The following is a 21,717-nucleotide window of genomic DNA, read 5'->3' as shown; positions in this document are numbered from 1 at the left end:
CCAGACCGGGGAGGCCTACGAGCCCGGCGGTGGAGCGACGTTCTCGGCGGTCATCCGGTAGCCGACGCCGCGTACGGTCTCGACGTAGCGCGGGTTGTTCGGGTCGTCGCCGAGCTTGCGGCGCAGGTTCGTCATGTGTGCTTCGATCGCACGCTTGTCGGCATCCCCGACGAAATACGACGTGACGTAGGACTCACCACGCAGGACGAGGGTCAGATCGGCTTTGCTGCGCACACGGCGCTTGGACTCCATGAGGGTCGCCAGCAGCTCGAACTCCGTTCGGGTGAGTTCCACCTCACGATTGCCGACCAGCACGATCCGTGAGTCCGGGTCGAGGATGAGGTCACGGTGCGCCATGGTGTGGGGGCCGAGATGGTGGCCTCCTGCGCCGGGGACCGGGGCGCTTGGGTGTGTGCGTGCCACAAGCTGCGATCCGGGAGGCTGCTGGCTGCCGCCGGCGCCCGGGGGGTCGACCGGCGTCTGCGGCGTCGGGGGATAGTACGGTTGGGCGTCTGCGGGTTGCGGATAGGCCGGGTGCTGAGCCGGGGGCGCGGGCTGCGGCGGTGCTGGGACCGGCTGCTGGCCGGCCGGATACGGAGCCTGCGCCGGGTGCTGAGCTGGGGCTTGCCTGGGATCACCGGGCGTAACGGCTCCGCTTGCATCGATGGTGGCGAACGGCGGCTGCGCCGCCGGGTGGGCCACGCTGGGTGCGGCAGGCTGGGTGACGATGGCGGGTCGTGCGCCCGGGAATGAGGGGCCCGAGGGGGCCTGTACGGGCGGCTGGGTGGCGGTTGGTGTCTGGCGGGGGCGCCGCAGCAGCGCTTCGATCCGTGCGCGCAGCTCCCGGGGCGGAACGGTTTGACGATGTATTCGTCGGCGCCGGCGCCGAGACCCAGGACGACATCGGCCTCGTCTTCGAGGCCCGTGAGCATGATGATGTAGGTATCGCTCTGGGCGCGGATGCGGCGAGCCGCTTCGAACCCGTCGATGCCGGGCATGTTTACGTCGAGTGTCGTGATCAGCGGCTGGTAGGACAGCACAGCACGCACGCCGTCGATGCCGTTGCCGACCGAGACCGTGGAGAATCCGGCAGCCTCGAGGGTCTCGGCGAGGATATGCCGAATCTGCGGATCATCCTCGACGATGACGGCGGTCTTGCTCACCCCCGCGTCAGTGCTCATGCTCGGTGGTCTCTTTCGCGTCGGGCTGGGTGGTCGCGTCGGTCTGGGTGACGGGGCACGGCCCGCGCAATCCCAGGTTTTCGCGGCCGCCTCCCCCGATCGTACACAGCCGCGCCGGGGCCGGGGGTGGTCATTCGTCGGCGTGGCCGTCGCCCACGCATGCAGAGCCCGGTGTTCAGGGAAGCGTGACGTTGCGGGTGAGCTCGACAGCCGACTGCGGCCACCAGGCGCCGGCGACGGGTCCACCGTTGCAAGTCCCGTCGCTCTCGCCCGGCGGTTTGATCCACAGGTTCGTGTCGACGACGTCATCGCCGTAGGTGCCGCCGGGGGCGCCGATGAGCCGCCCCGGCGGGTTGCACCACTCGCCGTTCGACCCCGCGCCGTTGCGTGAGGTGTCCACGATTGCGTGGAGGCCGCCGGTGAGACCGGAGAGCTGGTGGGCGTAGTCGAACTCGAGAGCGGTGTCGTTGTAGTTCGAGACGTTCGTGGCGAAGCCGCGGATGACATCGTTCATGCCGATGCCGTTGATGAGCTCCGCCATCTGCGACGCGGGCAGCCAGGTCGAGTGACCGCCGTCCACGTAGATCCAGGTGTTCGTCGAGGCGAGTCGGGCGATGGCATCCCTCAGCTGTGTCGTGCGGTCGGCGAGGTTGCCGCACTCCGGCGCGAGGGCGAGGCTGTCGGGTTCGAGAATGACGGTCTTCTGGATGTCTGGCGCGGAGTGCAGGGCATCCCCGATGATCTGTGTCCACTCCGCGTAGGCGGCATCGTCGAGTCCGCCTGCTGAGAGGCCGGCACTGCAATCGCGCTCGGGAAGTCCGTAGACCACGATCGCCAGTGCCCTGCCCTGCGTACGCGCTTCGTTCAGCAGATTCGTCATCCGGGCGCCGATTTCGCTCACGGGATCGATCTCGGGGGTCAACCAGTACGCGGTGGGTTGCGCGGCCAGATACGCGGTAGCCGCGGACTCGTCGGTGCCCTCGGGAAGGTCAGGCAGTGCGAGGGCAGCCTTCGATTCCTCGGGTGCGATGATCGTCGTCCCGACGGCAGGTGCCGTCGCGGTCAGGTCACGGACCCAATGGTTCAGGAACATCCAGACCGTCGCTGCGATGGATGCCACAAGAAGCACGCCGACGCCGACGATCGTTGCGATCGCCCAGCCGGGCAGGATCTTCGGCTGTGACTCCGGGCGCACCGCAGGGGTTTGGGGCTGTTCTTGCACCGCGGAGGCGCGTCGGGAAGGCACGAGCAAACTCTAGCGGAGCGCCCTGCGACAGCTACCGTGCTGGGGGAGTGAGCCCCGTGTCCAATGGCGGGCCGGCCCGCCTGGCGGAGGGGTACTGCGCAGGCTCGTGCGGTGAAGAGATCGCAAACGCTGGGGATATGTCCAGCGCAGCGCGCGCGGTCGGCATCCGTGCGCCTCTATCGTGGGGAGTGGCATGAAGGTCATCTCGTACAACCTGCGCAAGCACCGTGCAGCAACCGAGCTGCGAGAGCTCGTCGAGCGGCACGGCGCCGACCTGCTCTGCCTGCAGGAAGCCGACACCACCGACATCCCCGAAGAGATCGGGGGCCTCGTGCTCGCCGACTCGACGCAGCGCAACCGCCTGGGTCTTGCCGTCTACTACCGCGAGAACACGTTTCGTGCAGTTGATGTGCGCGCGATCGCGCTGAAGAAGTCGCTGCACGATCGGGTGCTCAAGCCCGCTGAAGAGCGGATGCTGGGCGTGCGCCTGCACGACATCGATGCCGGCAGCGACATCGTCATCGCTTCGTTCCACGCGGCGCCGCTGACAGCGCTGAACTCGCTGCGTCGTCACCAGATCCGCACGGCGCTCGCCGAGCTCGACTCTCTCGGTGAGGGCCTTCCGAAGCTCATGGTCGGCGACTACAACTACCCGGTGTTCAAAGAGCGCCTGGGGCAGCACGTGCGTGATCAGGGGTACGAACTGAACCTCAGCGACTCCCGGACCTATACGCGGTATCGGTTCTTTCGCGGGCACTATGACTTCGCGACATCCGTCGGTTTCACGATCGATACCGTGCGGACGCTGCCGCAGGGGCTCAGCGACCACCTGCCGATCCTCGTGACGGCTGAACCGACGCCGGCTTCGGGCGCGGCGTCGACGGATGCCGCGAGCGGCGTGGCCTGAGCCGCGCGCCTGACACAGCCGCCTGACGCGGCGCGCGGTTCACGCCGGGCGCTGGTCAGCGGATCGCTGCTGCGTAGTGCATGAAGGCTGCGTAGACGAGCACGCCGACTCCCGAGGCCAGGAGCGCGACACCGAAATAGAGCAGCCAGTTGCGGGACTTGCGGGGGTCCCGCGGTTCGTAGGGGCTGCTCATGATGCCCGATCCTAGCTAGATCGAGCCGAGCGCGAGTGACGTGCGTGTTACAGGAGGGTTATCCCTCGTCTGCGGATGTCGAGAGCGGGCACCCGCCGCTCGCGACGACGCCGCTGCCACCGATTGTCGGTGTCATGAGCGCTTCGAGCGTCGGTGTGGGCGGCGTTCGCACCTGGATCGTCGCGGTGGCCGTCTCGCCCGGGTTGAGGTTGGTTTCCCAGATCAGCACGTCGCGCCCGTCGTGGGTTCCGGTTCCGAACACTGTCGCGGCCCCGTCGTCGCCGGCGACGCTCGAGACCACCTCTGACCCTGTCGGCAGGTAGAGGTAGGCGATGGTCCTTGTGATTCCGGCGGGCACACCGAAGTTGCCGCCGCCGGTGATGTATTCGGGGAGGCTGGTCGCGGCATCCGCCGGGGCCGTGCTTCGCAGGGTGACAGAGACCGTCGCGAGGGGATCCTCGCGAAGGTACTCTCCGGGCCGCAGATTCTGGGTGAAGGCGGTGCTCGCATCGCACCACCCGACCGCTGTCGTGGCCTCGGTGTAGTAGTCCATCTTGGAGCCGGTGCCGTCGTTGAGATACACCCCGAACTGTGTGCGGGTGTCGTCGGTGACGGGAAGCCCGCCCTGGATGGTCGCGCCGTCGAGGATCGCCTGCTCGGTGGGATCGGCGCTCCACATGAACAGTCGGCGTTCGCTCCCGGCGCGGGCGAGAGCTTGGATCAGGGTTGCCGGGTCGGCCGCGCCGTCGGCGATCGTCTGGAAGACGACCGCGGCGGTCGCGGCGAAGAACGCGTCCTGGTCGCGGGGGTTCGGGTACCGTTCGTACACCTCGTTGAGCAGCAGCGGCACAGCATTCTCGCTCGTGAGCTGTTCGCCCGTCGGGAGTGTGATGGGACCGGTGGCCTCGAGCAGGTACGACAGGGTGACGGGATCGAGGGCGAAGACGCCGTCGACATTCACACCCGTCTCTCGGAACCACATCTCGCGGGCCAGGGGGCCATCGATCGTGTAGTCGGGGATCTGGGTGACGTTCTGGATGTAGACGCCGGGCTTGTCGACAAAGACGCCGAGAATCTCATCCGAGAGCGGCAGAACGGGCTCGGCGTACCGAGTGAAGTCCGACGACGAGCCCTGCCCGGTGAGGTCCATGCGGCCGCCATCCGTGTGGATCATCGCCATTGCTCCGACGATGCCGCCCAGGGACCGCCACTCGGCATTGTTCTGGAACATGACGAGGTAGTTGCGGGGGCCTTCTGCGCCGAGGGCGAGGGGGAGGAGCTGCGAGGTGCGACGCAGTGCGTCAGCGGCTGTGAGGCCGCTGGCGAGAAGGTCCTGGACCTCGGTGACGGGCGCGGCAAGCGGCGCCAGCAGTTCCGTCGAGTCGATCGCGCCTACGGATGCCGATGCCTGCCGCAGGCTGTCGGTCGCCGTGGTCGCGACGTCGGTGAGGCTTGCAATGGCTGCGACGTCGAACGCCCCTCCCGCGGGGCGCAGTGTGTCGAGCGAGAAGCTCGACGCTGCCTGCGCGAGCGGTTCGAGTGCGGTGGCGGCAACGTCATCGACGGCGGCGATGACTGTCGCTGTTGCCGCGAGCTGTGGGCCGATCCACGGAAGGTGTTCGGCGGCGCCCCACACCGGATCAGACGTGAGCGACCGCGCTGCCGACGTGTCGGCGGCGAGGCCCGGTACGACCTCGGCTGCCGCGGCGGGGTCGGTGAGGGAGTCAGCGAGGCTCGCGGCTGCCCGCTGGGCGTCGGCGACGTGACCGTAGGCCAGCGCACCGCGGATGCCGATCCACGCGGCCCCCGCCACACCGATGATCAGGATGGCGCCGAGGACCGACGCGAACACGACGCCGGCTGTGCGTTCGCGGCGATGACGCTTGCGCGACCGCGCACGTCGGGACTTCTCGGCATCCACCGCGGCGTGCGTGGCAGCGATCTCGTCATCGCTGATTCCCTCGGGCGTCGCGCCCTCGGGTGTCGCCGCGTCGTCAGTCATGGGTCGGATGCCTTCCTGTCCTCACGGAAGCCTATTCGTCCGTACCCGAGTACACGATGAGAGGCAACCGCATGACCGGCCGTAACATGCGCCCTCTAGGGTGGGGTGCTGGGCGACGACCTGGCTGACGAGCTGAGGGACGGAGGGATCGGGCCCCATGGTGACGGCGAACGCGACGACCCAGCGTGTCTGGGTGGACGCGGCGGCGACCCCCGATGCGGCGGCCGGTCCCGTCGGCTGGATGGATGTCGTGACGCTCGCCGAAAAGGCTGTCGGTGTGACCTTCTCGTACGATCCGACCTACCTTGCGCGACCGGATGCCTACGCGGTATCTCCGGAGCTACCGCTGCGGCCAAAACCTCGGGTTCTCGGGTCGATGCCTGGGGCGTTCGTCGATTCCAGCGCCGATTCGTGGGGGCAGAAGCTGATTCGCCGGCAGCTGCGCGCCGAGGGGGTGACCCTTCTCTCGGAGGTCGATGCTCTCGTGGGTGTGTCGGATGAGGCGCGCACTGGCGCCTTCCGGTTCCGTGAGGCTCCGAGTGCGGGCGAGGAGGAGGCGTACGTCGCCGACCGCGCTGCGCGGGTCCCCGTCGTGCTCGACCTGCGCGAGCTTCGGGCAGCAGCAGATCGGACCCGCGCGGGGGCCTCCTCGAGCGAGCAGGCCATCGCGGAGCTTCTGGATGCCGGGACGGCGGTGCTGGGGGGCGCCAGACCCAAGGCGCTTGTGCGGCGGAAGGGTCGCGCGCTGCTCGCGAAGTTTCCGGCGCCGGATGACGAACACGATGCAATCCGGTGGGAGGCGGTCTCCCTGCACCTCGCGCACGCTGCCGGCCTTGCCACGTCGCGGGTCCGCACGATCGAGATCGGGGAACACGCGGTGCTGCTGGTCGATCGATTCGATCGCGTCGGGAAGGCGGACTCGGTGGTTCCGGCCAAACCCGGGGACCCCGGGGAGTTGCGGATTCCGTACTGGTCGGCGCGAACCGCGACCGGGGATGGGCGGGACTATCTGGATGTCGCGCGCGTCATCCGCGGCATGGATGCGCCGCGCGATGTCATCCGTGCCCAGTTACGTGATCTGTGGCGACGCGTGGCTTTTGCCGTTGCCGTGCACTGCACTGATGACCACCTTCGCAACCTGGGATTTCTGCGGCGGGAATCGGCGTGGCGGCTGTGTCCGGTGTTCGATGTCGAGCCCGATCCGGTGCAGGAGCGGTTGCGGTCGACCGCGATCGTGGGGGTGGTCGACCCGGATGCCGCGCCGGCAGCCCTTGTCGCGCTCGCCGGCGAGCTCGGGATCAAGACGTCGTCGTGGAAACGCTCACTTGCTCAGGTGCTCGTCGCGGTGGAGTCGTGGCCGGATGTCGCGAAGCGGGTCGGGCTTGCCGAGGACGAGTTCGCGGCGATGGATGCGGCCATCGGCCATCGCCGCGATGCACTCGCGACGCTGCTGACCTGACCTGGTCGGAGCTGGCTGGCTCAGGAAACGGCGAGCGGGGCGATGACGGCGGCGACGAGTTCGCTCGGATCGCGAACGAGGGTGAAGTCCCCGGCATCCGGAACCACGCTCGGGGCCGCGTACCCCAGCGTGACGATGCCCGGCTGGCTCGCGCGGGCGCGCGCGACGAACGCTTCGATCGCGGCGAGGTCGCTGTCTGCGGCGATGCCGAACACCAGCGCGGTGTAGGAGCCGGCTGACAGGTAGGCCAGGGCGGCATCCGCATGCCTCGTTTTGAGGACCGCGGTGCCCAGCCTTTGTAAGGCGATCGTCTCGGACATGCTCGTGTCGGGGTCGTCGTCCACCCACAGCACGCGTCCCGGGTGGACGCGCTCGGGAAGCTTGGGCGTGGCTCCGGCGCCTTGGCCGCGGGCAGCGTGCGCTTCCCGCAGCTGGGTCGCGACAGTCTCGCGGTCTTCGGGCGCGAGGGTGATCTCGATGGTCGACAGTCGCTGGGCCGGGACGCGGACGGTGGAGGTGCGGCGGATCCAGAGGATGACGCCGACGAGGGCCATGATGACGATCACGCCCACGAAGCCGAGGACGAGCGTCACGAAGCCGGTGTCGATCTGCATGAGGTCAGTATGCCCGGTCGGCGGCAGAGAAACTCGGCGAATCAGGCCTCGCGAGCGGTGGGCGCCGGCAATAGGGTGAGGGCATGACTGACATCCCTGCGAACGCCGAGCCCTCCGCCCCCGAGACGCCCACGACGATCGTTGTGGGTGCGACAAGCAAGCCTGGCTCGCGCCGCGCCATCGAGTGGGCAGTCGCGCGTGCCGCAAGTACGGGTGCGCGCCTGGAATTGCTCTCGGTGATCGGCGGCGCCGTGGGTGCGGTCGGTGAGCAGGAGGTCGTGCAGCGCGCCGTCGACTACGAAGAGGCTTTTCTTCGGAACGAGGCGGCCAATCTGTCGGCCCGGGGCATCGACGTCACGGTTCGGGTGACGCACGGAAATCCGACGAAGGAGCTGGTCGAAGCGTCGACGGATGCCGCGCTTCTGGTGATCGGCAGTGATCACACGGGCGGCGCCGACAAGCATCGCGGGCCGCACGGAACGCGGATCGTCGCCGGAGCTCATTGCCCTGTCGTCGTCGTGCCCGACATCGACACGACCGGACGCACGGGAGTGGTGGTCGGGGTTGACGGTTCGGAGGTGTCACACGCGGCGCTCGCGTTCGCTGCCGTTGAGGCATCGCGGTTCGCCGAGCCGCTGACTGTCGTTTCGACCTGGATGCCGGTCGTCTACACCGGCGACATCGCGCCCTACCCCGACATGTATCTGACGGATCTGCAGGGCACGACGGAGGCTTTCGCGCAGTCGATGGCCGATGAGGTGCGAAAGGACCATCCGCACCTCGAGATCGTCGTGCACGTGGACGAGGGGGATCCCGCCACCGTGATCGCCGAGGTGGCGGCATCCGCTCGCCTGGCCGTTGTCGGAACCCACGGGCGTACCGGGTTCGCTCGGTTCCTGCTGGGGTCGGTGAGTACCCAGGTGCTCGACCACCTGACGACGGTCACGGCAGCGGTGCGCTGACCTGGCGTTAACGACAAGGCCCCCGGCTCGATCTGGGGGGCTGTCGAGCCGGGGGCTGCACGCGTGTCGCGTACCTTCGCTGCGGATGAGTGACCCGAAACACTCAGCGCGCGGTCTTGCCACGATGAGAATGGCACGGTTTGCGACTTCGCGCCGGGGGATTGTCAACGGCACACTCCGGATGCCATAATCCGCAGCCCGGTCGGGCCGGTTCAGCGGCCAAGCAACCTGCCGACCACGCTCGGAAGCTCACCGGGCGTGGTGACCACCTGGTCGTGCGGCAGTTCCGGCGCGCCGGGGCCGGTCACGATGGCGCCCGGAGCGTAGGCGATCGTCGGGACGCCCGGGTAGTTGCGGCGCACCGTACGGATGAAGTCGGCGGCAGTCATCGCGTCGCCCTCGCGGCCGCAGTCGGTCACGACCAGGAGATACTTCTCGGCCGCGAGGTATGCCAGGGCTGCTTCGCAGTGCCGAGCCACCGTGACCGTGAGGCCCATCCGGTGCAGGGCAACGACATCGGGAACGTGGCTGTCGGGGTCGTCGTCGACCCACAGCACCCGACCAAGTCGGAACACCGATGTCGAAGATGTTCGCGGGGGCACGGGAGCGTAAACGGGTGCTGCTGGCGCTGGAGTGGGAGCTGGCGGGACCGGCTCGTCGACGGCCGGGTAAGCAGCTGCCTGGTGTTCCGCGGGCAGCTGCGGTGCGGATGGTTGTGGTTGTGCTGGCTGCTCGGGGGCGTAGGCGGCTGGTGCAGGACCGAAGGCGGCGCTTGCAACGTTCACGGGTTGCGCTGCGGGGTTCGGTGTGAAGACATACTCGGTCGTTCCCTCAGCGAACTGGGGCGCCTGGGGCTGCTGCTGGTACGCCGCTTGCGGGATGGCGTACGGGTGAGTCATCGGCGTTCCGGTTACGGGTCGCGACCCGGCTACCGTTCGGACTGTCGCTGTCGTGACGGCGGGACTGCTCATATCGGGGTAGCGGGGCATGCGCGGGACCGGTTCGTGGCGATCTGAGTTCGCCTCGCCTTTGTTGCTCTCCCACATCGCCCAGCCCACAACGAGTCCTAGCACGGCGACGACGCCGAAGCCGATCATAAGGGTGATGAGTGAATTGCTGTCCATGTTCGAATCTGGAACTGAGTCAGGGTGAGCTAGGTTGCACGCTCTCGGGTTGACCACTATTGTCTGCGATTTACGTGGCGCGGCAAGACAAACTGTGCGAACTCTCATCTGGAGCAGGACAGATCCCCGGCTTTTGAGTCCTTCCCGAACGATTTCGAACGGTTTCGAGCGCGAAAGCTACGTCGAACTCCGTACCTTGGCTGGGTTACACGGTGCGATTGTTACGACCGCGGGCCCAGAAGACGCCAGTGGCCGCGGTCATGATCGCGAGCATCACCACCGTCGTGAGGCTCGCCTCCAGGCCGAACAGGCCGCCCGAGATGAGGGGATTGGCATCCGCCGTCTCACCGACCGTCAGGAGCGAGTTCTCGGCCGGGATGCCCGACACCGGGACGCCGAAGAGGCTGTTCTGTGCCCAGTTCCACGTGGCATGGAACGCGATGACGCCCCAGAGACCCCCTTCGCTGAGCGCCCAGAAGCCGAGGAGGAGGGAGACGAGCACGAGCGAGAGGACCGACAGGATGTTCATCCCGGTGTTCAGCGAGTGAGCAAGGGTGAAGAACACGGTCTGCGCGATCATTGCCGCCAGGATGCCGGTGCGTGGAATCCAGGACTGGAGGAGGTATCCGCGGGAGATGAGTTCCTCGGCGCCGCCTTGGATCGAGAAGGCGACTAACGCAAAGACCACCCATCCGATCGCGGTCCAGGCGGCATAGCTGCCGTCAGAGGTCTGGAAGAACTCCATGTTGCCGGTGAGGACTGCGGTCGCGACGGCGAGGGACATCGCGCCGAGTGCGATCGCGGCTCCGCGCGCGATCTGCAGCGGGGCGCGGGAGGGGGACCGGAAGCCGATACTCGCGAATGCGCGCCGTTCCTTGAATCGCAGCCAGACCCACAGCAGGATCCAGACCGGCAGAAAGGCGAGTGAGCTCGCGATGGCCAGACCGAGGGAAGTGATGCCGGGCATGAAGGCGAGCAGGATGTTGGTGGCCATCACCGACGCAAAGAGGGTGACCCCGACGATCGAGCCGACGAGCGGGCCGGTGGGGCGATGTGCTTCGCGCATGGCGCCGGCGAAACTGTCACGTCGTCTCTCGGTCATGGAGGAGCCTCTCGGGTCGGCGGTCGCGACCGACCCTAGCGAATGGGCGCCGTGTGCTGCACGGCTTGCCGCGCGGCCCCGAGTGTCGCGGCATCGTCTGGTGGAGCGATACCGGACGATGCCGCGGAGCGGTCGTTTCAGCCCGAGTAGCCGCCGTAGCGCGCGATCGTGGTGAGGAACTGGAAGGTCGCGAGGGTGATCTGCGTCGAGATCACGACACCGACGATGATGCCGACCACCTGGGTTGCGATGAGGCCCCAGAGCGGCCCCCACCCGGCGCCGGTGCGGCGGATGGCGACGACGATGCGGCCGATCGGATAGACGATCGAGAGGAACATCCACGGCCACGGGAAGGGCCGGTCGATGCCGCGGTTACGGAGTTCACGCTGGTCGAGGTACGCGAACCAGACACTGAAGCCGTAAATTGCCCAGCCGAAGAGCGTGATCGCCCACCACCAGGGCGAGAAGAAGATGTCGAACGGCTGCATGAACATCCGCATATCGGGCATGTTGTCGGGCTGCGCGTAGGAATTGAACGCCATCCAGCCCTGCATCGCGAACATGGAGCGCCACGGCACCAGGAGCGCCAGCAGGGATGAAGCCAGCGGCAGCAGCACGATGAGCCAGATCCAGACGGTGTTGGTGTCGACGCCCGGACTCTTGCGTGGCTCGGCGACCGCGGCCACCGCGGGGGCCGCCGGCGCTGATGGCGCGGGGTTGGGTGCGGAGGTGTGCGCTGTCCAGGTGGCGCCGTCCCAGAAACGGAGGATGCCGGGGGTCTGGGGGTCGGGGTACCAACCGGCTTGCGGCTGTTGCGGCGTCGACATGAGTGTGCTCCCGTTCGCGAGTTCCGTCCCCACTCTAGGTCGGTGACGGATGCGGCGTCAGGGGGCTATCCCCCGGGTTCGCGCCTCGGTCTGCTCTCAGTGCAGGTCGATATCGCCCCATTCGCCGGGTGCGGGCAGTTCGGCGTAGCTGACCGCGACGCCATCTGCTCCGACGGATGCCGCGCAGACCAGGAGCGAGAGCGTCGGGTAGCCGAGGGGGCGGTTGTCGCGGATGATCGCACGTTCATCGACCGGGCCGAGGGCGGTGCTGCGTTCGAGGACCTCAAGCCACGGCCGATACCAGTCGCTGTCTGATCCGGGCTCGGCGAGGCGGAAGTGCTCGAGCCAGTGCGAGATACGGGCGGTGGCCGGGTCATCGACGTCGTCGTGAGCGATCATGTGGATGCCGGGTTCGATCTGGATCTCGCGGCGCTCGGCGCCGTCCCACGAGATGACGCGGGCTGAGGTGGCATCGACCTCGAGCAGGTTGAAGCCGCGCATCGCGGGGTGCTCGCCGGGGGAGGTGCCGAGGACCGAATCGAGGGGGAGGGTGCCGCGCGAGACGACCGCGGTGTCGGGCAGGTCATCGCCGCCAGCGCGGTTGAGGAGGACCGCGAGGCGGTGGGTGTCGGCATCCGCTGCAAGCCAAGCGCCGCCGGCGCGGATGTCTTGCACACCGAGGATCGACGGATGCTGCGGCCACCAGTGTCCGAGGGGGTTCCAGGGGCGGGTGGGGTCTTCGTCGCGGATCGCGAGGAGGCGCACGGGTGTTCCCGGGTCGGTGGGGACGTCGATGATGACTGTGCACATGGCGGTTCCCTGCGTCAGTCGTGGAAGACTGGGCGCGTGTTCGTTGTCGTCGGTGTCACGGGCGGAATCGCCGCATACAAGACGGTACATCTGGTCAGGCGCCTGATCGGCGAGGGCCATGAGGTGCACGTCGTGCCGACCGAGGATGCGCTGCGGTTCGTCGGGAAGCCCACGTGGGAGGCGATCAGTCGCCATCCCGTGACGACGTCGGTGCATGAGGATGTCGCGACGGTGCGGCACGTGTCGCTCGGGCAGCGGGCGGATCTGGTGATCGTCGCCCCGGCCACCGCGAACACGCTCGCGAAGATGGCCGCCGGACTCGCCGATGATCTGCTCGGGACGACGCTGCTCGCGACGACCGCGCCGGTGGTGGTGGCGCCCGCGATGCACACGGAGATGTGGCGGCATCCGGCGACGCAACAGAACATGCGGGTGTTGCGGTCTCGCGGAGTACATGTCGTCGGGCCGGCTGATGGTCCGTTGACCGGTGGCGATTCGGGGCCGGGGCGGATGAGTGAGCCGGATGAGATCGCGGATGCTGCGCTCGCCGTGGTCACTGCCGCTGAGCCTGGGCGCGCTCAGGACCTTGCTGGACTGCGGGTTGTCGTGTCGGCGGGTGGGACGCGGGAGCCGCTGGATCCGGTGCGGTTCCTCGGGAATCGGTCGAGTGGGCGGCAGGGTGTTGCGCTCGCTGCCGCTGCCGCCGATCGGGGCGCGGAGGTGACGCTCGTTGCGGCGCACATCGACGGCGATGTGCTCGGTGGGCTGAGCGATCGCGTGCGGGTCGTGTCGGCGGGGACGGCGCTGGAGATGCAGGATGCCGTGACGGATGCGGCATCCGTGGCCGATGTCGTCGTGATGGCTGCAGCAGTGGCTGACTACCGACCGGCTGAAGTCGCTGAAGCGAAGCTCACGAAGGAGACCCAGGGCGATCGGTTGACTCTCGAGCTCGTCGAGAATCCCGACATCGTCGCGGGGCTTGCGGCGGTCAGGCGTGTGGGACAGACGATCGTGGCGTTCGCGGCTGAGACCTCGACCGGCGAGGAGTTGCTGGAGCGGGCGCGACGCAAGCGGGAGCGCAAAGATGTCGATCTGCTCGTCGTGAACGAGGTCGGATGGACGCGCGGGTTTGAGGCCACCGACAACGAGATCGTCGTCATCGATCGGTCGGGTGCGGTGGCAGCGCAGGCTTCGGGCTCGAAACGCGACGTGGCGGATGCCGTGTGGGACTCTGTCGTGGCCGTGCGGTCAGTGCGAGGTCGCTGACGACTGCGCTTCCCGTTCAGGTGCCGGGTGCCAGCTCGGTCACAACGGCGCTCACGAGATCGGCAGGGTCACCGACGATCGTGACGCCCGCGATCTGGGGAGGGAATGAGCTGCCGGCGGCGAGGTAGCCGAGCGAGATGATGGCGGGTCGAATCTTGCGAACGGCCTCGAAGAATGCGCCGACGGCTTCGGGGTTGCTGTCCTCTCGCACTCCTGCGATGACGGCGACATAGTCCAGCCCCGAAAGATAGCTCAGGGCGATGTCGGGGTGCATGGTCTTCGTTACCGAAATCCCCAGAGTCTCGAGGGCCATGCTTTCTCGAACACTGCCGTCCGGGTTGTCGTCGATCCAGAGCACACGACCAAAACGCACACTCGATGGGAGAGGCAGAGCGGTGCGCCGTTGGCGCCGGGCGGTGGATGCCTCCACGACGTGCGACGCTGTGTTCTCCTGTGTCTGCGAATCGATCATGATGATGAGTTCACCGAGGTGTCCTGCAGAAATGGTGGTGCCCGGGGAGCGGCGGATCCAGACGATAACGGCGACGAGTAGCCCGAGAACAACGACCACACCTGTGACCGCGACGATCAGGATGGCGAGGCCAGGATCGATCTCCATGCTGCCAGTATGCCTGTCGCGCTGGTCGGCACCCGAGGTAGGTGGCTCGTCAGGGCCTCGATCTGCTGGCATCCTGCTTGCGCGCTTGCGCCTCTACGCGGGCGAAAATGTGGCGGCGGTGCGCGACGTCGAGATCCAGGGTCGACTGAAGAAGGCAGACGACGTGATAAGGCTCGAGGGACGACACGAATGCGTCGACGTCTTCTGGGCCTGCAAAATTCCCTTCCCACCGCGCATGGCACAGTGACTGTGAATCGGCGAAAACCCCCGCTTGGTCGATTCCGACGACTTCGCGGGCGTGGACCCCGTACAGCTCATACTCGGCGAACTGACGGGTGCGAGCCAACGTCACGTACCAGGGATGCCTCGTCGTACGCTCGATCCGCTCTGTCAGGGCCCGCGTCTGATCCTTCGTCCACACGACCATTTGGTCGATGTAGTCGGCCGTCGCCGGGGTCGGCGGGTGAATGCCCAGGAGTCGGCAGGCTGCCGCATGCCACTGGCGGTGGGAGTCGCTGTCGACAGGACTTGCTGCCTCGTAGAGTCGCGCTTTTCCGTCTCGCAGAATGAGTGTCGGGTCGAGGTCTCGAATGAACGCGTTATCGCTGTCGAGATGGATCACGACATCTGCGGGCCCGTTCAAAACCGCTGAGATTTTGAGGATCTGCTGAGCAATCCAGCCTCGGACGGGTGCGCTGTACGGCGTCGCGTACACATTTCGTCGCGGCAGTCGCAGCCGGCGTCGCCATGCTGGCGGTGGCATCGGCACGAGATGAAACGAGGGAGGGAGATAAGCGTCGGTCGGCGTGATCCTTCGGCGCGATGACGCCAGCGGTGCGAAGAGCTCCACATCCTGCCGAGGAACGACGAGTTCGTGAACGATCTCGTCGGGGACGAACCGGTCGGCACTTTCGCACAGCAGGACGCAAGCGTCGAAGTCTCCGCGGAACGAACAGGTCACGAGCGACAGTGAGGGTGACGGGGTCACGAGCTCATCTTGGCACGTGAGCAGCGCTGACCAGGGCGGCGACCGGGAGGAGGGCTTCGCGCCGGGTATAAAGGAGAAGATCGGGCAATCGGCCCCGATGATGGATCAGTACCCGATGGGCGGCCATGGATCTGCGTAGCTATATCCGACTGCTGCTGCGACGATGGCCGGTCTTCGTCGTCGTGACGGTGGTTGTCGGTGCGCTCGTCGGCGGTGCCTCCTTCCTTATCCCGCCACAGTACGAGTCTGCTGCCCGAGTAGTGTTCTCGCCGGAGCTAACCGGCGATGTCACCCCCGAGCAGCGCAGTGTGGCGACCACCTACGTGTCCAGTCGGATGAAGACTTATGCGCAGGCGGTCACGACGACATCCGTGCTCGGACCTGTCATTACGGCGTTGGATCTCGACACGACGGTGTCAAACCTGTCGGACGAGATCGTCGTCACCATTCCGTCGGACACCACGGTCATGGAGATCGCGGTGACCTTCGACACTGCCGATGGTGTTGCCGAGATCGCTAACGCCATTGCGGCGAGGATGCCTCAAGAGGTCGCAACCATGGAAGGTGCGGCGAGTCCGGCCACCTCACCGGTGAGCGTGGAAGTTCTTGAGGAGGCGGCCCCGCCCGAATCGCGCACCTCGCCCAACATCAGGCTGAACCTCGTCATCGCGGCGATCATCGCGCTGCTGGTGGGGGTGTTCGCCGCTGTGATCGTCGACAACTTCGATACCCGCGTTCGTCGGGGCAAGGATGTCGCCGCACTAGGAATCGCGTATCTCGGTGGAGTAACGACGATCCGAGGGGTTGCAGCGCGTGAGATGGTCCAGTACGGCCAGCAAGCCCCCGAGCGTGTTGCCCTCTACCGGCGAATCGGAATTGATCTCCTGTTCGCAGCCGACGAAACGCCGACGCACCTGCTTTTCACGTCGACGCGCCCCGGTTCAGGAAAGACGACGGTCGCTGCAAACGTTGCTGGAGCCCTCGCGGAAGCAGGCAACCGCGTGGTGTATATCGATAGTGACGTGCGAGGCGGGCGCTTGTCGGCTCAAATCGGCGTGCCGCAAAGCCGCGGTATCACTGACATTGTCGCTGGCAAGGTCGGACTCGACGATGCCATCTTCTTCTGGAAGGCGGGCGACTTCACGATCATCCCGTGTGGCGCGAGTTCGCTTGATATTTCCGAGATGCTGGCGGGGGAGAAGTTTGCCGAGGTGCTCCAGGAGCTCGGTGAGCTCTTCGACGTGGTGATCGTCGACGCCCCGCCCATGACCAATGCGAGCGAGGCAGCGCGGTTCTCGCAGAACATCCCGAACGTCGTGGTGGTCGCGGAGGCAAGCGAGACTCGTCGGGCAGATTTGGTGAGGGCGGCTGGTTCGCTTCGACAGGCGGGTGCGGGACTTCTCGGTGTGGTGCTGACGCACGTTGCTGCGCGCGAGATGACAGGCGATAGTGCAGAGGCGGCTGAGGTAGTCCCTGAGGGCACCGCGGAGACCGAGTGAGTTCCCTCGCGTCGCATGCACGCGTAACGCTCATCAGCCAGTGGACGCGTCTGCTGATTCAGATCGTTGGATTCGTCGCCCTGTCGCGTCTGCTGACGCCGGCCGACTTCGGAATCGTCGCGATGGTCAGCTCGATTGTCATCATTGCCGGAGTCGTGGCGGACTTCGGGCTGAGTCTGGCGGGAATTCAGGCGGCGAGCCTCTCTCAGGGCGAGAAGTCGTCACTCTTCTTTCTGAACGCCGGGGCAGGACTCATCGCGGCGGCTGTCGTCGCAGCCAGCGGCCCCGCCCTTGCTGCGTTCTACGGCGAGCCGAGCGTCGTCCTGGTCGCGGTCGTGCTCGCGCTGCCGCTAGTGATCATGAGTCTGAGCGTCCAATTCCGCGTTGAGATGACACGCGCCTCTCGGTATTCCGCTCTCGCGATGCAAGACGTTGTTTCTGCGGGCGGTGGGCTGATCGCCGCTGTTCTGGCCGCGCTGGCCGGCTGGGGCTACTGGGCGCTCGCCGCGCAGTCGCTGGCCCAGGCCCTGGTTCTGCTGGCGCTCGCTACTGCACAGGCGCGATGGTGGCCGGGACGCCCTGCCCCGCTGCGCGAGATGCGATCGTTCCTCGTGTTTGGCGGCAACAGCCTCGCGCTTCAGGTCGCGAACTTGGCGAGCACGACGGTCGACGTCATGTTCGTCGGACGCGCACAGGGGCCGACCACGTTGGGGCTGTACAGCCGCGCATCGCAACTGGTGTCGATGCTGATTCTTCAGATCGTGTCGCCCCTGACCCGGGTGATACTTCCGCGGCTATCGCGCGCGCACGACGACGCCGAGTTCAATCGGGTGCTTCACCGCACGCAACGTATCGTGTCGTATCCGCTGTTGGCGGCGGTGTCGCTGCTTGCGGCAGCAGCTCCCGCCGGAGTCGTCGTAGCGTTCGGCTCGAGCTGGACTGACATGGGTTCGATCGCGCAGATCCTTTGTGTTGGCGCTGCCTTTCAGGCGATTGGCTTCATCTACTACTGGGCTCTGCTTGCGCGCGCACGCACAGGTGTGCTTCTGGTCGCAGAACTCCCCGGTCGCGTCGTGATGATTGCAGGCGCCATTCTCGCCGCCCCGATCGGTGCTGACGCGGTGGCTGCCGCCATGAGCCTCGGGCAGTTCGTGATTCTTGTCGGATCAACCGTTCTTGTGCGTCGCGCGGGCGTCGACACCATCGGAACCGTGCGCGTCGCGCTGCGCCCTCTGGTGCTCGCGGTGTTGTGCTTTGCGGCGGCGGCATCCGTCGCCCTGTATACGGAGGTGTCCCCGTTCATCGAACTGCTCGCCGTCGTCGCTGTGTGGCTGGGGATTGCCGGGCTTTCGCTGGTCGTCCCGTCGGTACGCCGCGACGTGCGGTCCGTTCTTGCAAGCGTGCGCGGCTAGGTCGGTGGTTCGGTGCGTGCACAGAACGGCGTGCGAGACAATGGCGAGGAGGTGAGGTGAGGTGAGCGATCCCCGGGTCGGCAGTGCCCGCGGCTTTCGTCTGCCGGTCATCTCGACCGACGCGATCGCTGTGGCGATCATCGTCGCCCTGTGGACTCGAGGCGTCGGTTCGTACATCGCGTTCTCGCTCACGACGCCCAAAGTGTTCGTCGCGGCCGGCGGGCAGCAGCCCGAGTCTGCCGCGTTCACCGCGGTCACCCAGGGTGCTTTCCTTCTCGTCGTTGCGCTCTGCGCCTTCGCCGTCGTTTTCCGCATCAATGAGGTGACGCGGCCGGGCCTTTGGAAGATCGCGGTCATGCTGGTGCCGTGGCTGTGGCTGCTGGTGCGAAGCGCCTACGCTGGCGATGCGACTCCCGACAGTCTGCTCTTCCCGATGTTGGTGCTTGCGTTTGCTGCACTGCGACCGAATCCGAGAGTACTGATGGCCCTGGGAGTGCTCGTTGGGCTGACGGCGGTCATTGCCATCATCCTGGGCTTGTTTCTTCCCGATGCTGGCATCGTCCGAGAAAGCGATGGCGAGTTCCGGGTGCGCACAGACAAGGAGACGCTGCCCGGGCTTGGTCTCTTACAGGGGATGTTCTTCAGCGAGAACACTATGGCCGCGTTCCTCTCTGTCGGTCTTGCCTCGGTCTTCACGATTCGCTGGGTCTGGGCGCGTCTTGTCTTGGTCGCTGCGGTGCTCTTCGCGGTCGTGTGGAGTTCCAGTCGCGGGGGCATCGTCACGGCTGTCGGCATGCTCGCTACGGGCTGCGTTGTCGGATTGTTGGTGTTGTTTCAACGCAGAGGCTGGGCATCGATGGCGGCTCGGGGAGCCGCAGCGATAACCTTCTTGTTCGCCGCCACGCTCGCACTGTGGGGCTGGGATGACGACGCCTTCAGTGCGAGAGGGATCATCTGGCGCGTGTCGCTGTCGGAGTGGACCAAGCGCTCGTTCTGGTTCGGACTCGACCCTGGGTGGTACGCGCGAATGGCGAACACCGAGACCTCGCCGCTGCACGCCGGCGCTGTGCACGGACACAACGACATGGTCCAGATGCTCGTGACAGGTGGCATTGTTCTCGGGGTGATGTTCATCATCTGGTACGCGATGATTGCTTGGGACATCACTCCCGCGTGGAGCCGTTATCTGCCAATCGCCGCCATGCTCCTCGTCGGAATCGCCGCCAGCGGGGCGCTGGAGGTCGTGACTGGATTCGTCGACGGTTCGAGCCAGTGGCCCGTGTCGCTTGTTCCCCTTGTCGTGCTGTTCTTTGCGCGACGTACCGATCTGCAGTTTGGAGGCGAAACATGGAAGTCATCGACAGCCCGCCCCCGGGCCCAGAAGAGCCACCGCCCCCTCGCCTAAGACCGAAGGAGAAGCGACTGCTGTGGGTGACGAGTATCGCTGCCGCGCTCGCGCTCGTTGCATTCGCGGCGCTCGCGGTGACGGGAGCATCGTTTTGGACAACCGGATCCGAAGCGGCGGCCACTCCCACGGCGACGCCCACTCCGCTTGACATCCCGCTATACGCAGCCCCTGACTCGAACGCTGCCAAGGCTGCGGCGAACGACCCGCGATTTGCGGAGCTGGCGGCTATTCCGCAGGCGAAATGGCTGAGCAGCTGGTCGACGGTCGAGACCGCGTACGACGATGCGTCGCGCTACCTGCAAGCCGCTGATGCGGCAGGCGAGGTTCCCGTGCTGGTGCTCTATCAGATCCCGGATCGGGACTGCGGGTTGTATGCGCAGGGCGGCCTTGCCACTGACCAGGAGTACCTGACATGGGTCGATGAGATCGCTCGAGCTCTGAACGGCCATAGCAACGCCATTGTCATCATTGAGCCCGATGCGCTTCCGATGGCGGGTGACTGTCGGGATGAGACTGCGCGCGTTGCTCAGCTCGGCGATGTCGTGTCGAGCTTGGCGCCAACGGGTGCCCGGGTCTACCTCGATGCCGGGCATTCGGGGTGGTGGGGCCCCGATCTGATGGCCCAGCGGCTCTTTGACGCAGGTGTCGGCACGATCGCGGGATTCTCGACCAATGTCTCGAACTTCCGCAGCACAGCCGACGAAGTGGCGTACGCCGAAGCGATCCGTGCGCGCCTGGCTGAGCTAGGGGTGGCGGATGCACACTATGTCATCGACACGAGCAGAAACGGCGCGGATGTTCCCTCGGGAGAGGTCTGCAATCCGCCGGAGGCGCGGGTGGGCGCGCGTCCACAACTGTTCACGGGTACCGCGCTCGATGCTTACCTGTGGGTCAAAGCGCCGGGGGAGCCCGACGGGCCGTGCAACGGCGCTCCCGCCGGTGTCTACTTCTGGCCCGAAGGCGCACTGCAGCTGATGGGTCAGAACTAGCGCTGCGCGACGCCACGCAGCAGCCCGTCAAAGGCGGTCGCGGCAGCGGCGACTGAATAGTGATCGCTGAACGCCGCCCAGAGGGCCGTTGCCTTCGATTCCCAGGTGTCGTCGTCGTCAAGCAGCTGTTTGCAGGCGCGGGCGAAGCTGCCCGCATCATCCGCGAGGGACAGGCCGGGGCGCAGGGCATCGAATCCCCGCGCTCCCAGTTCATTGGTCACGATCGGGATGCCGCGCCGCGCAGGGCCGCCCATCTTCATGTTGACTCCGCTGCCGTTAAGGACGGGATTAACGAAGACGCGCGCTGCAGCGAACTCAGGGTCGAGATCGGCAACCGGCCCGACGTACTCGACCAACGGATCGGACCGCAGTTCAGCAGCAACGCTTTCTGACGCGCCGCGTCCGACAACACGAAGGCGCGTGCCGGGACGTTGTCGTGCGAGGGCGGGGAGTACGTACCGCCGGAACCACTGAATTCCTTCGAGGCTGAGCGTCGCGTCCAGCGCGCCCACGAAGAGGAGCTGGTCTCTCCCTTCGACGGATGGGCGAGGGGGATCCTGGGTGAGGGATCCGTCGTAGACGAGCGGGGGTACGAGCTCGGTGTGTGGGGAGCGGTATCCGGCCGCGTCGTCGAGAGCGAGCACGGCGATCCGGTCGGCGTTACGCCCAACAAGGGAACGCAGGCGCTTGCTCAGGATTGTTTCGCGGATGTAGAACGCTTGCAGCGCCCGGGTGGGGGACGCAGCGCGCATACCCGCGAAGTATCGTGGCTCGTCGTTGTGGCTGCGAATGACTACGGGCACGTCGCCGAGTCGGCTCGCGAGAACACGTGCGAATGGCCACATGAAGTCGTGCGCTGCGAGGATCACGTCGATTGGCCCCTGGGCTGTGATCGTCGCGACGACAGCATTCGTTTCGGCAGCGACGGGCCATCGTGTTGCTGCGATGTAGGGAAGCAGGGGGCGTGTGATCGTTGCGCGCCGGCGAGGAGGCCGGTCGAAGAAGGTTGTCGGCACAGCTGATATGTGACTGATCCTTGTCAAGTGGCAGGGGAAAGAGCACCCGGAGTGATCGAGCTCCGGGTGCTCTTTCGTTGGGTCGGCGGTGTC

The 21,717-nt window shown here is 66.5% G+C and carries 20 protein-coding genes and 1 pseudogene; 8 read left to right on the top strand and 13 right to left on the bottom strand.

Annotation, left to right across the window (positions count from 1 at the left end; genetic code table 11):
* Positions 1–15: 15 nt before the first annotated feature.
* From AB0O89_RS12795 to AB0O89_RS12785, 3 genes and pseudogenes are all read right to left on the bottom strand, one after another.
* Complete coding sequence (locus AB0O89_RS12795) at positions 16–357, bottom strand: winged helix-turn-helix domain-containing protein (protein ID WP_363498248.1); 342 nt, start codon at positions 355–357, stop codon at positions 16–18.
* Positions 358–905: 548 nt separating this feature from the next.
* Positions 906–1,181: pseudogene (locus tag AB0O89_RS12790) on the bottom strand (response regulator); the annotation flags it as partial.
* 175 nt (positions 1,182–1,356) lie between these two features.
* A complete protein-coding gene (locus tag AB0O89_RS12785) occupies positions 1,357–2,427 on the bottom strand; it encodes a glycoside hydrolase family 6 protein (RefSeq protein ID WP_363498245.1) in 1,071 nt (356 codons plus the stop codon).
* 193 nt (positions 2,428–2,620) lie between these two features.
* On the opposite strand from AB0O89_RS12785, the gene AB0O89_RS12780 reads away from it, so the two are divergent.
* The gene (locus AB0O89_RS12780; protein ID WP_363498242.1) at positions 2,621–3,334 is read left to right on the top strand and encodes an endonuclease/exonuclease/phosphatase family protein; all 714 of its coding nucleotides are present in this window, start codon (positions 2,621–2,623) and stop codon (positions 3,332–3,334) included.
* Positions 3,335–3,389: 55 nt separating this feature from the next.
* Here the strand turns inward: AB0O89_RS12780 and AB0O89_RS12775 are convergent, their stop codons facing one another.
* Positions 3,390–3,527, bottom strand: a complete 138-nt coding sequence (locus AB0O89_RS12775; RefSeq protein WP_300594715.1) for a hypothetical protein — start codon at positions 3,525–3,527, stop codon at positions 3,390–3,392.
* Between the two features lie 58 nt (positions 3,528–3,585).
* Positions 3,586–5,529, bottom strand: a complete 1,944-nt coding sequence (locus AB0O89_RS12770; RefSeq protein ID WP_363498239.1) for a DUF4012 domain-containing protein — start codon at positions 5,527–5,529, stop codon at positions 3,586–3,588.
* 157 nt (positions 5,530–5,686) lie between these two features.
* Here AB0O89_RS12770 and AB0O89_RS12765 point away from each other — a divergent pair, with 157 nt between their 5' ends.
* The gene (locus tag AB0O89_RS12765; RefSeq protein WP_363498236.1) at positions 5,687–6,988 is read left to right on the top strand and encodes a HipA domain-containing protein; all 1,302 of its coding nucleotides are present in this window, start codon (positions 5,687–5,689) and stop codon (positions 6,986–6,988) included.
* A gap of 20 nt (positions 6,989–7,008) precedes the next feature.
* Here AB0O89_RS12765 and AB0O89_RS12760 read toward each other — a convergent pair whose 3' ends face one another.
* Positions 7,009–7,602, bottom strand: coding sequence for a hypothetical protein (locus AB0O89_RS12760; RefSeq protein WP_363498233.1), 594 nt, complete (start codon positions 7,600–7,602; stop codon positions 7,009–7,011).
* A gap of 83 nt (positions 7,603–7,685) precedes the next feature.
* Between AB0O89_RS12760 and AB0O89_RS12755 the strand changes: the two genes are divergently transcribed.
* A complete protein-coding gene (locus AB0O89_RS12755) occupies positions 7,686–8,564 on the top strand; it encodes a universal stress protein (protein ID WP_363498230.1) in 879 nt (292 codons plus the stop codon).
* A gap of 212 nt (positions 8,565–8,776) precedes the next feature.
* On the opposite strand, the gene AB0O89_RS12750 is transcribed toward AB0O89_RS12755, so the two are convergent.
* From AB0O89_RS12750 to AB0O89_RS12735, 4 genes are all read right to left on the bottom strand, one after another.
* Positions 8,777–9,688 (bottom strand): hypothetical protein, encoded by a 912-nt coding sequence (locus AB0O89_RS12750; RefSeq protein ID WP_363498227.1) that lies wholly within the window; start codon positions 9,686–9,688, stop codon positions 8,777–8,779.
* 205 nt (positions 9,689–9,893) lie between these two features.
* On the bottom strand, positions 9,894–10,790 hold the full coding sequence (locus AB0O89_RS12745; protein ID WP_363498224.1) for a type II CAAX endopeptidase family protein: 897 nt from the start codon (positions 10,788–10,790) through the stop codon (positions 9,894–9,896).
* 137 nt (positions 10,791–10,927) lie between these two features.
* Positions 10,928–11,617, bottom strand: a complete 690-nt coding sequence (locus AB0O89_RS12740; protein ID WP_363498221.1) for a DUF2510 domain-containing protein — start codon at positions 11,615–11,617, stop codon at positions 10,928–10,930.
* A 96-nt stretch (positions 11,618–11,713) separates the two neighbouring features.
* On the bottom strand, positions 11,714–12,427 hold the full coding sequence (locus AB0O89_RS12735) for an NRDE family protein (protein ID WP_363498218.1): 714 nt from the start codon (positions 12,425–12,427) through the stop codon (positions 11,714–11,716).
* Between the two features lie 36 nt (positions 12,428–12,463).
* On the opposite strand from AB0O89_RS12735, the gene coaBC reads away from it, so the two are divergent.
* Entirely contained in the window at positions 12,464–13,693 is a 1,230-nt protein-coding gene (gene coaBC, locus AB0O89_RS12730) for a bifunctional phosphopantothenoylcysteine decarboxylase/phosphopantothenate--cysteine ligase CoaBC (RefSeq protein ID WP_363498215.1), read from the top strand.
* A 16-nt stretch (positions 13,694–13,709) separates the two neighbouring features.
* Here the strand turns inward: coaBC and AB0O89_RS12725 are convergent, their stop codons facing one another.
* Complete coding sequence (locus tag AB0O89_RS12725; RefSeq protein ID WP_363498212.1) at positions 13,710–14,312, bottom strand: hypothetical protein; 603 nt, start codon at positions 14,310–14,312, stop codon at positions 13,710–13,712.
* 49 nt (positions 14,313–14,361) lie between these two features.
* On the bottom strand, positions 14,362–15,300 hold the full coding sequence (locus AB0O89_RS12720) for a DUF6492 family protein (RefSeq protein WP_363498209.1): 939 nt from the start codon (positions 15,298–15,300) through the stop codon (positions 14,362–14,364).
* 125 nt (positions 15,301–15,425) lie between these two features.
* Between AB0O89_RS12720 and AB0O89_RS12715 the strand changes: the two genes are divergently transcribed.
* From AB0O89_RS12715 to AB0O89_RS12700, 4 genes are all read left to right on the top strand, one after another.
* On the top strand, positions 15,426–16,799 hold the full coding sequence (locus AB0O89_RS12715; protein ID WP_363498206.1) for a polysaccharide biosynthesis tyrosine autokinase: 1,374 nt from the start codon (positions 15,426–15,428) through the stop codon (positions 16,797–16,799).
* Positions 16,796–18,211: an oligosaccharide flippase family protein gene (locus AB0O89_RS12710; protein ID WP_363498203.1), complete on the top strand. Its 1,416-nt coding sequence runs from the start codon at positions 16,796–16,798 to the stop codon at positions 18,209–18,211. Before AB0O89_RS12715 ends, AB0O89_RS12710 begins: the two co-directional genes overlap by 4 nt.
* A 61-nt stretch (positions 18,212–18,272) precedes the next feature.
* Positions 18,273–19,616 carry an O-antigen ligase family protein gene (locus AB0O89_RS12705; RefSeq protein WP_363498200.1) on the top strand — a complete coding sequence of 448 codons (1,344 nt, stop codon included), beginning with the start codon at positions 18,273–18,275 and terminating at the stop codon, positions 19,614–19,616.
* 26 nt (positions 19,617–19,642) lie between these two features.
* Positions 19,643–20,608 carry a glycoside hydrolase family 6 protein gene (locus tag AB0O89_RS12700; RefSeq protein ID WP_363498197.1) on the top strand — a complete coding sequence of 322 codons (966 nt, stop codon included), beginning with the start codon at positions 19,643–19,645 and terminating at the stop codon, positions 20,606–20,608.
* Here AB0O89_RS12700 and AB0O89_RS12695 read toward each other — a convergent pair.
* Positions 20,605–21,717: glycosyltransferase (locus AB0O89_RS12695; RefSeq protein WP_363498194.1), on the bottom strand; the 1,113-nt coding region annotated here is incomplete at its 5' end. The genes AB0O89_RS12700 and AB0O89_RS12695 overlap by 4 nt on opposite strands.

Source organism: Microbacterium sp. NPDC076895 (assembly GCF_040687115.1).
Classification (GTDB): domain Bacteria; phylum Actinomycetota; class Actinomycetes; order Actinomycetales; family Microbacteriaceae; genus Microbacterium.
This window is presented reverse-complemented; position numbering and strand designations above follow the sequence as displayed.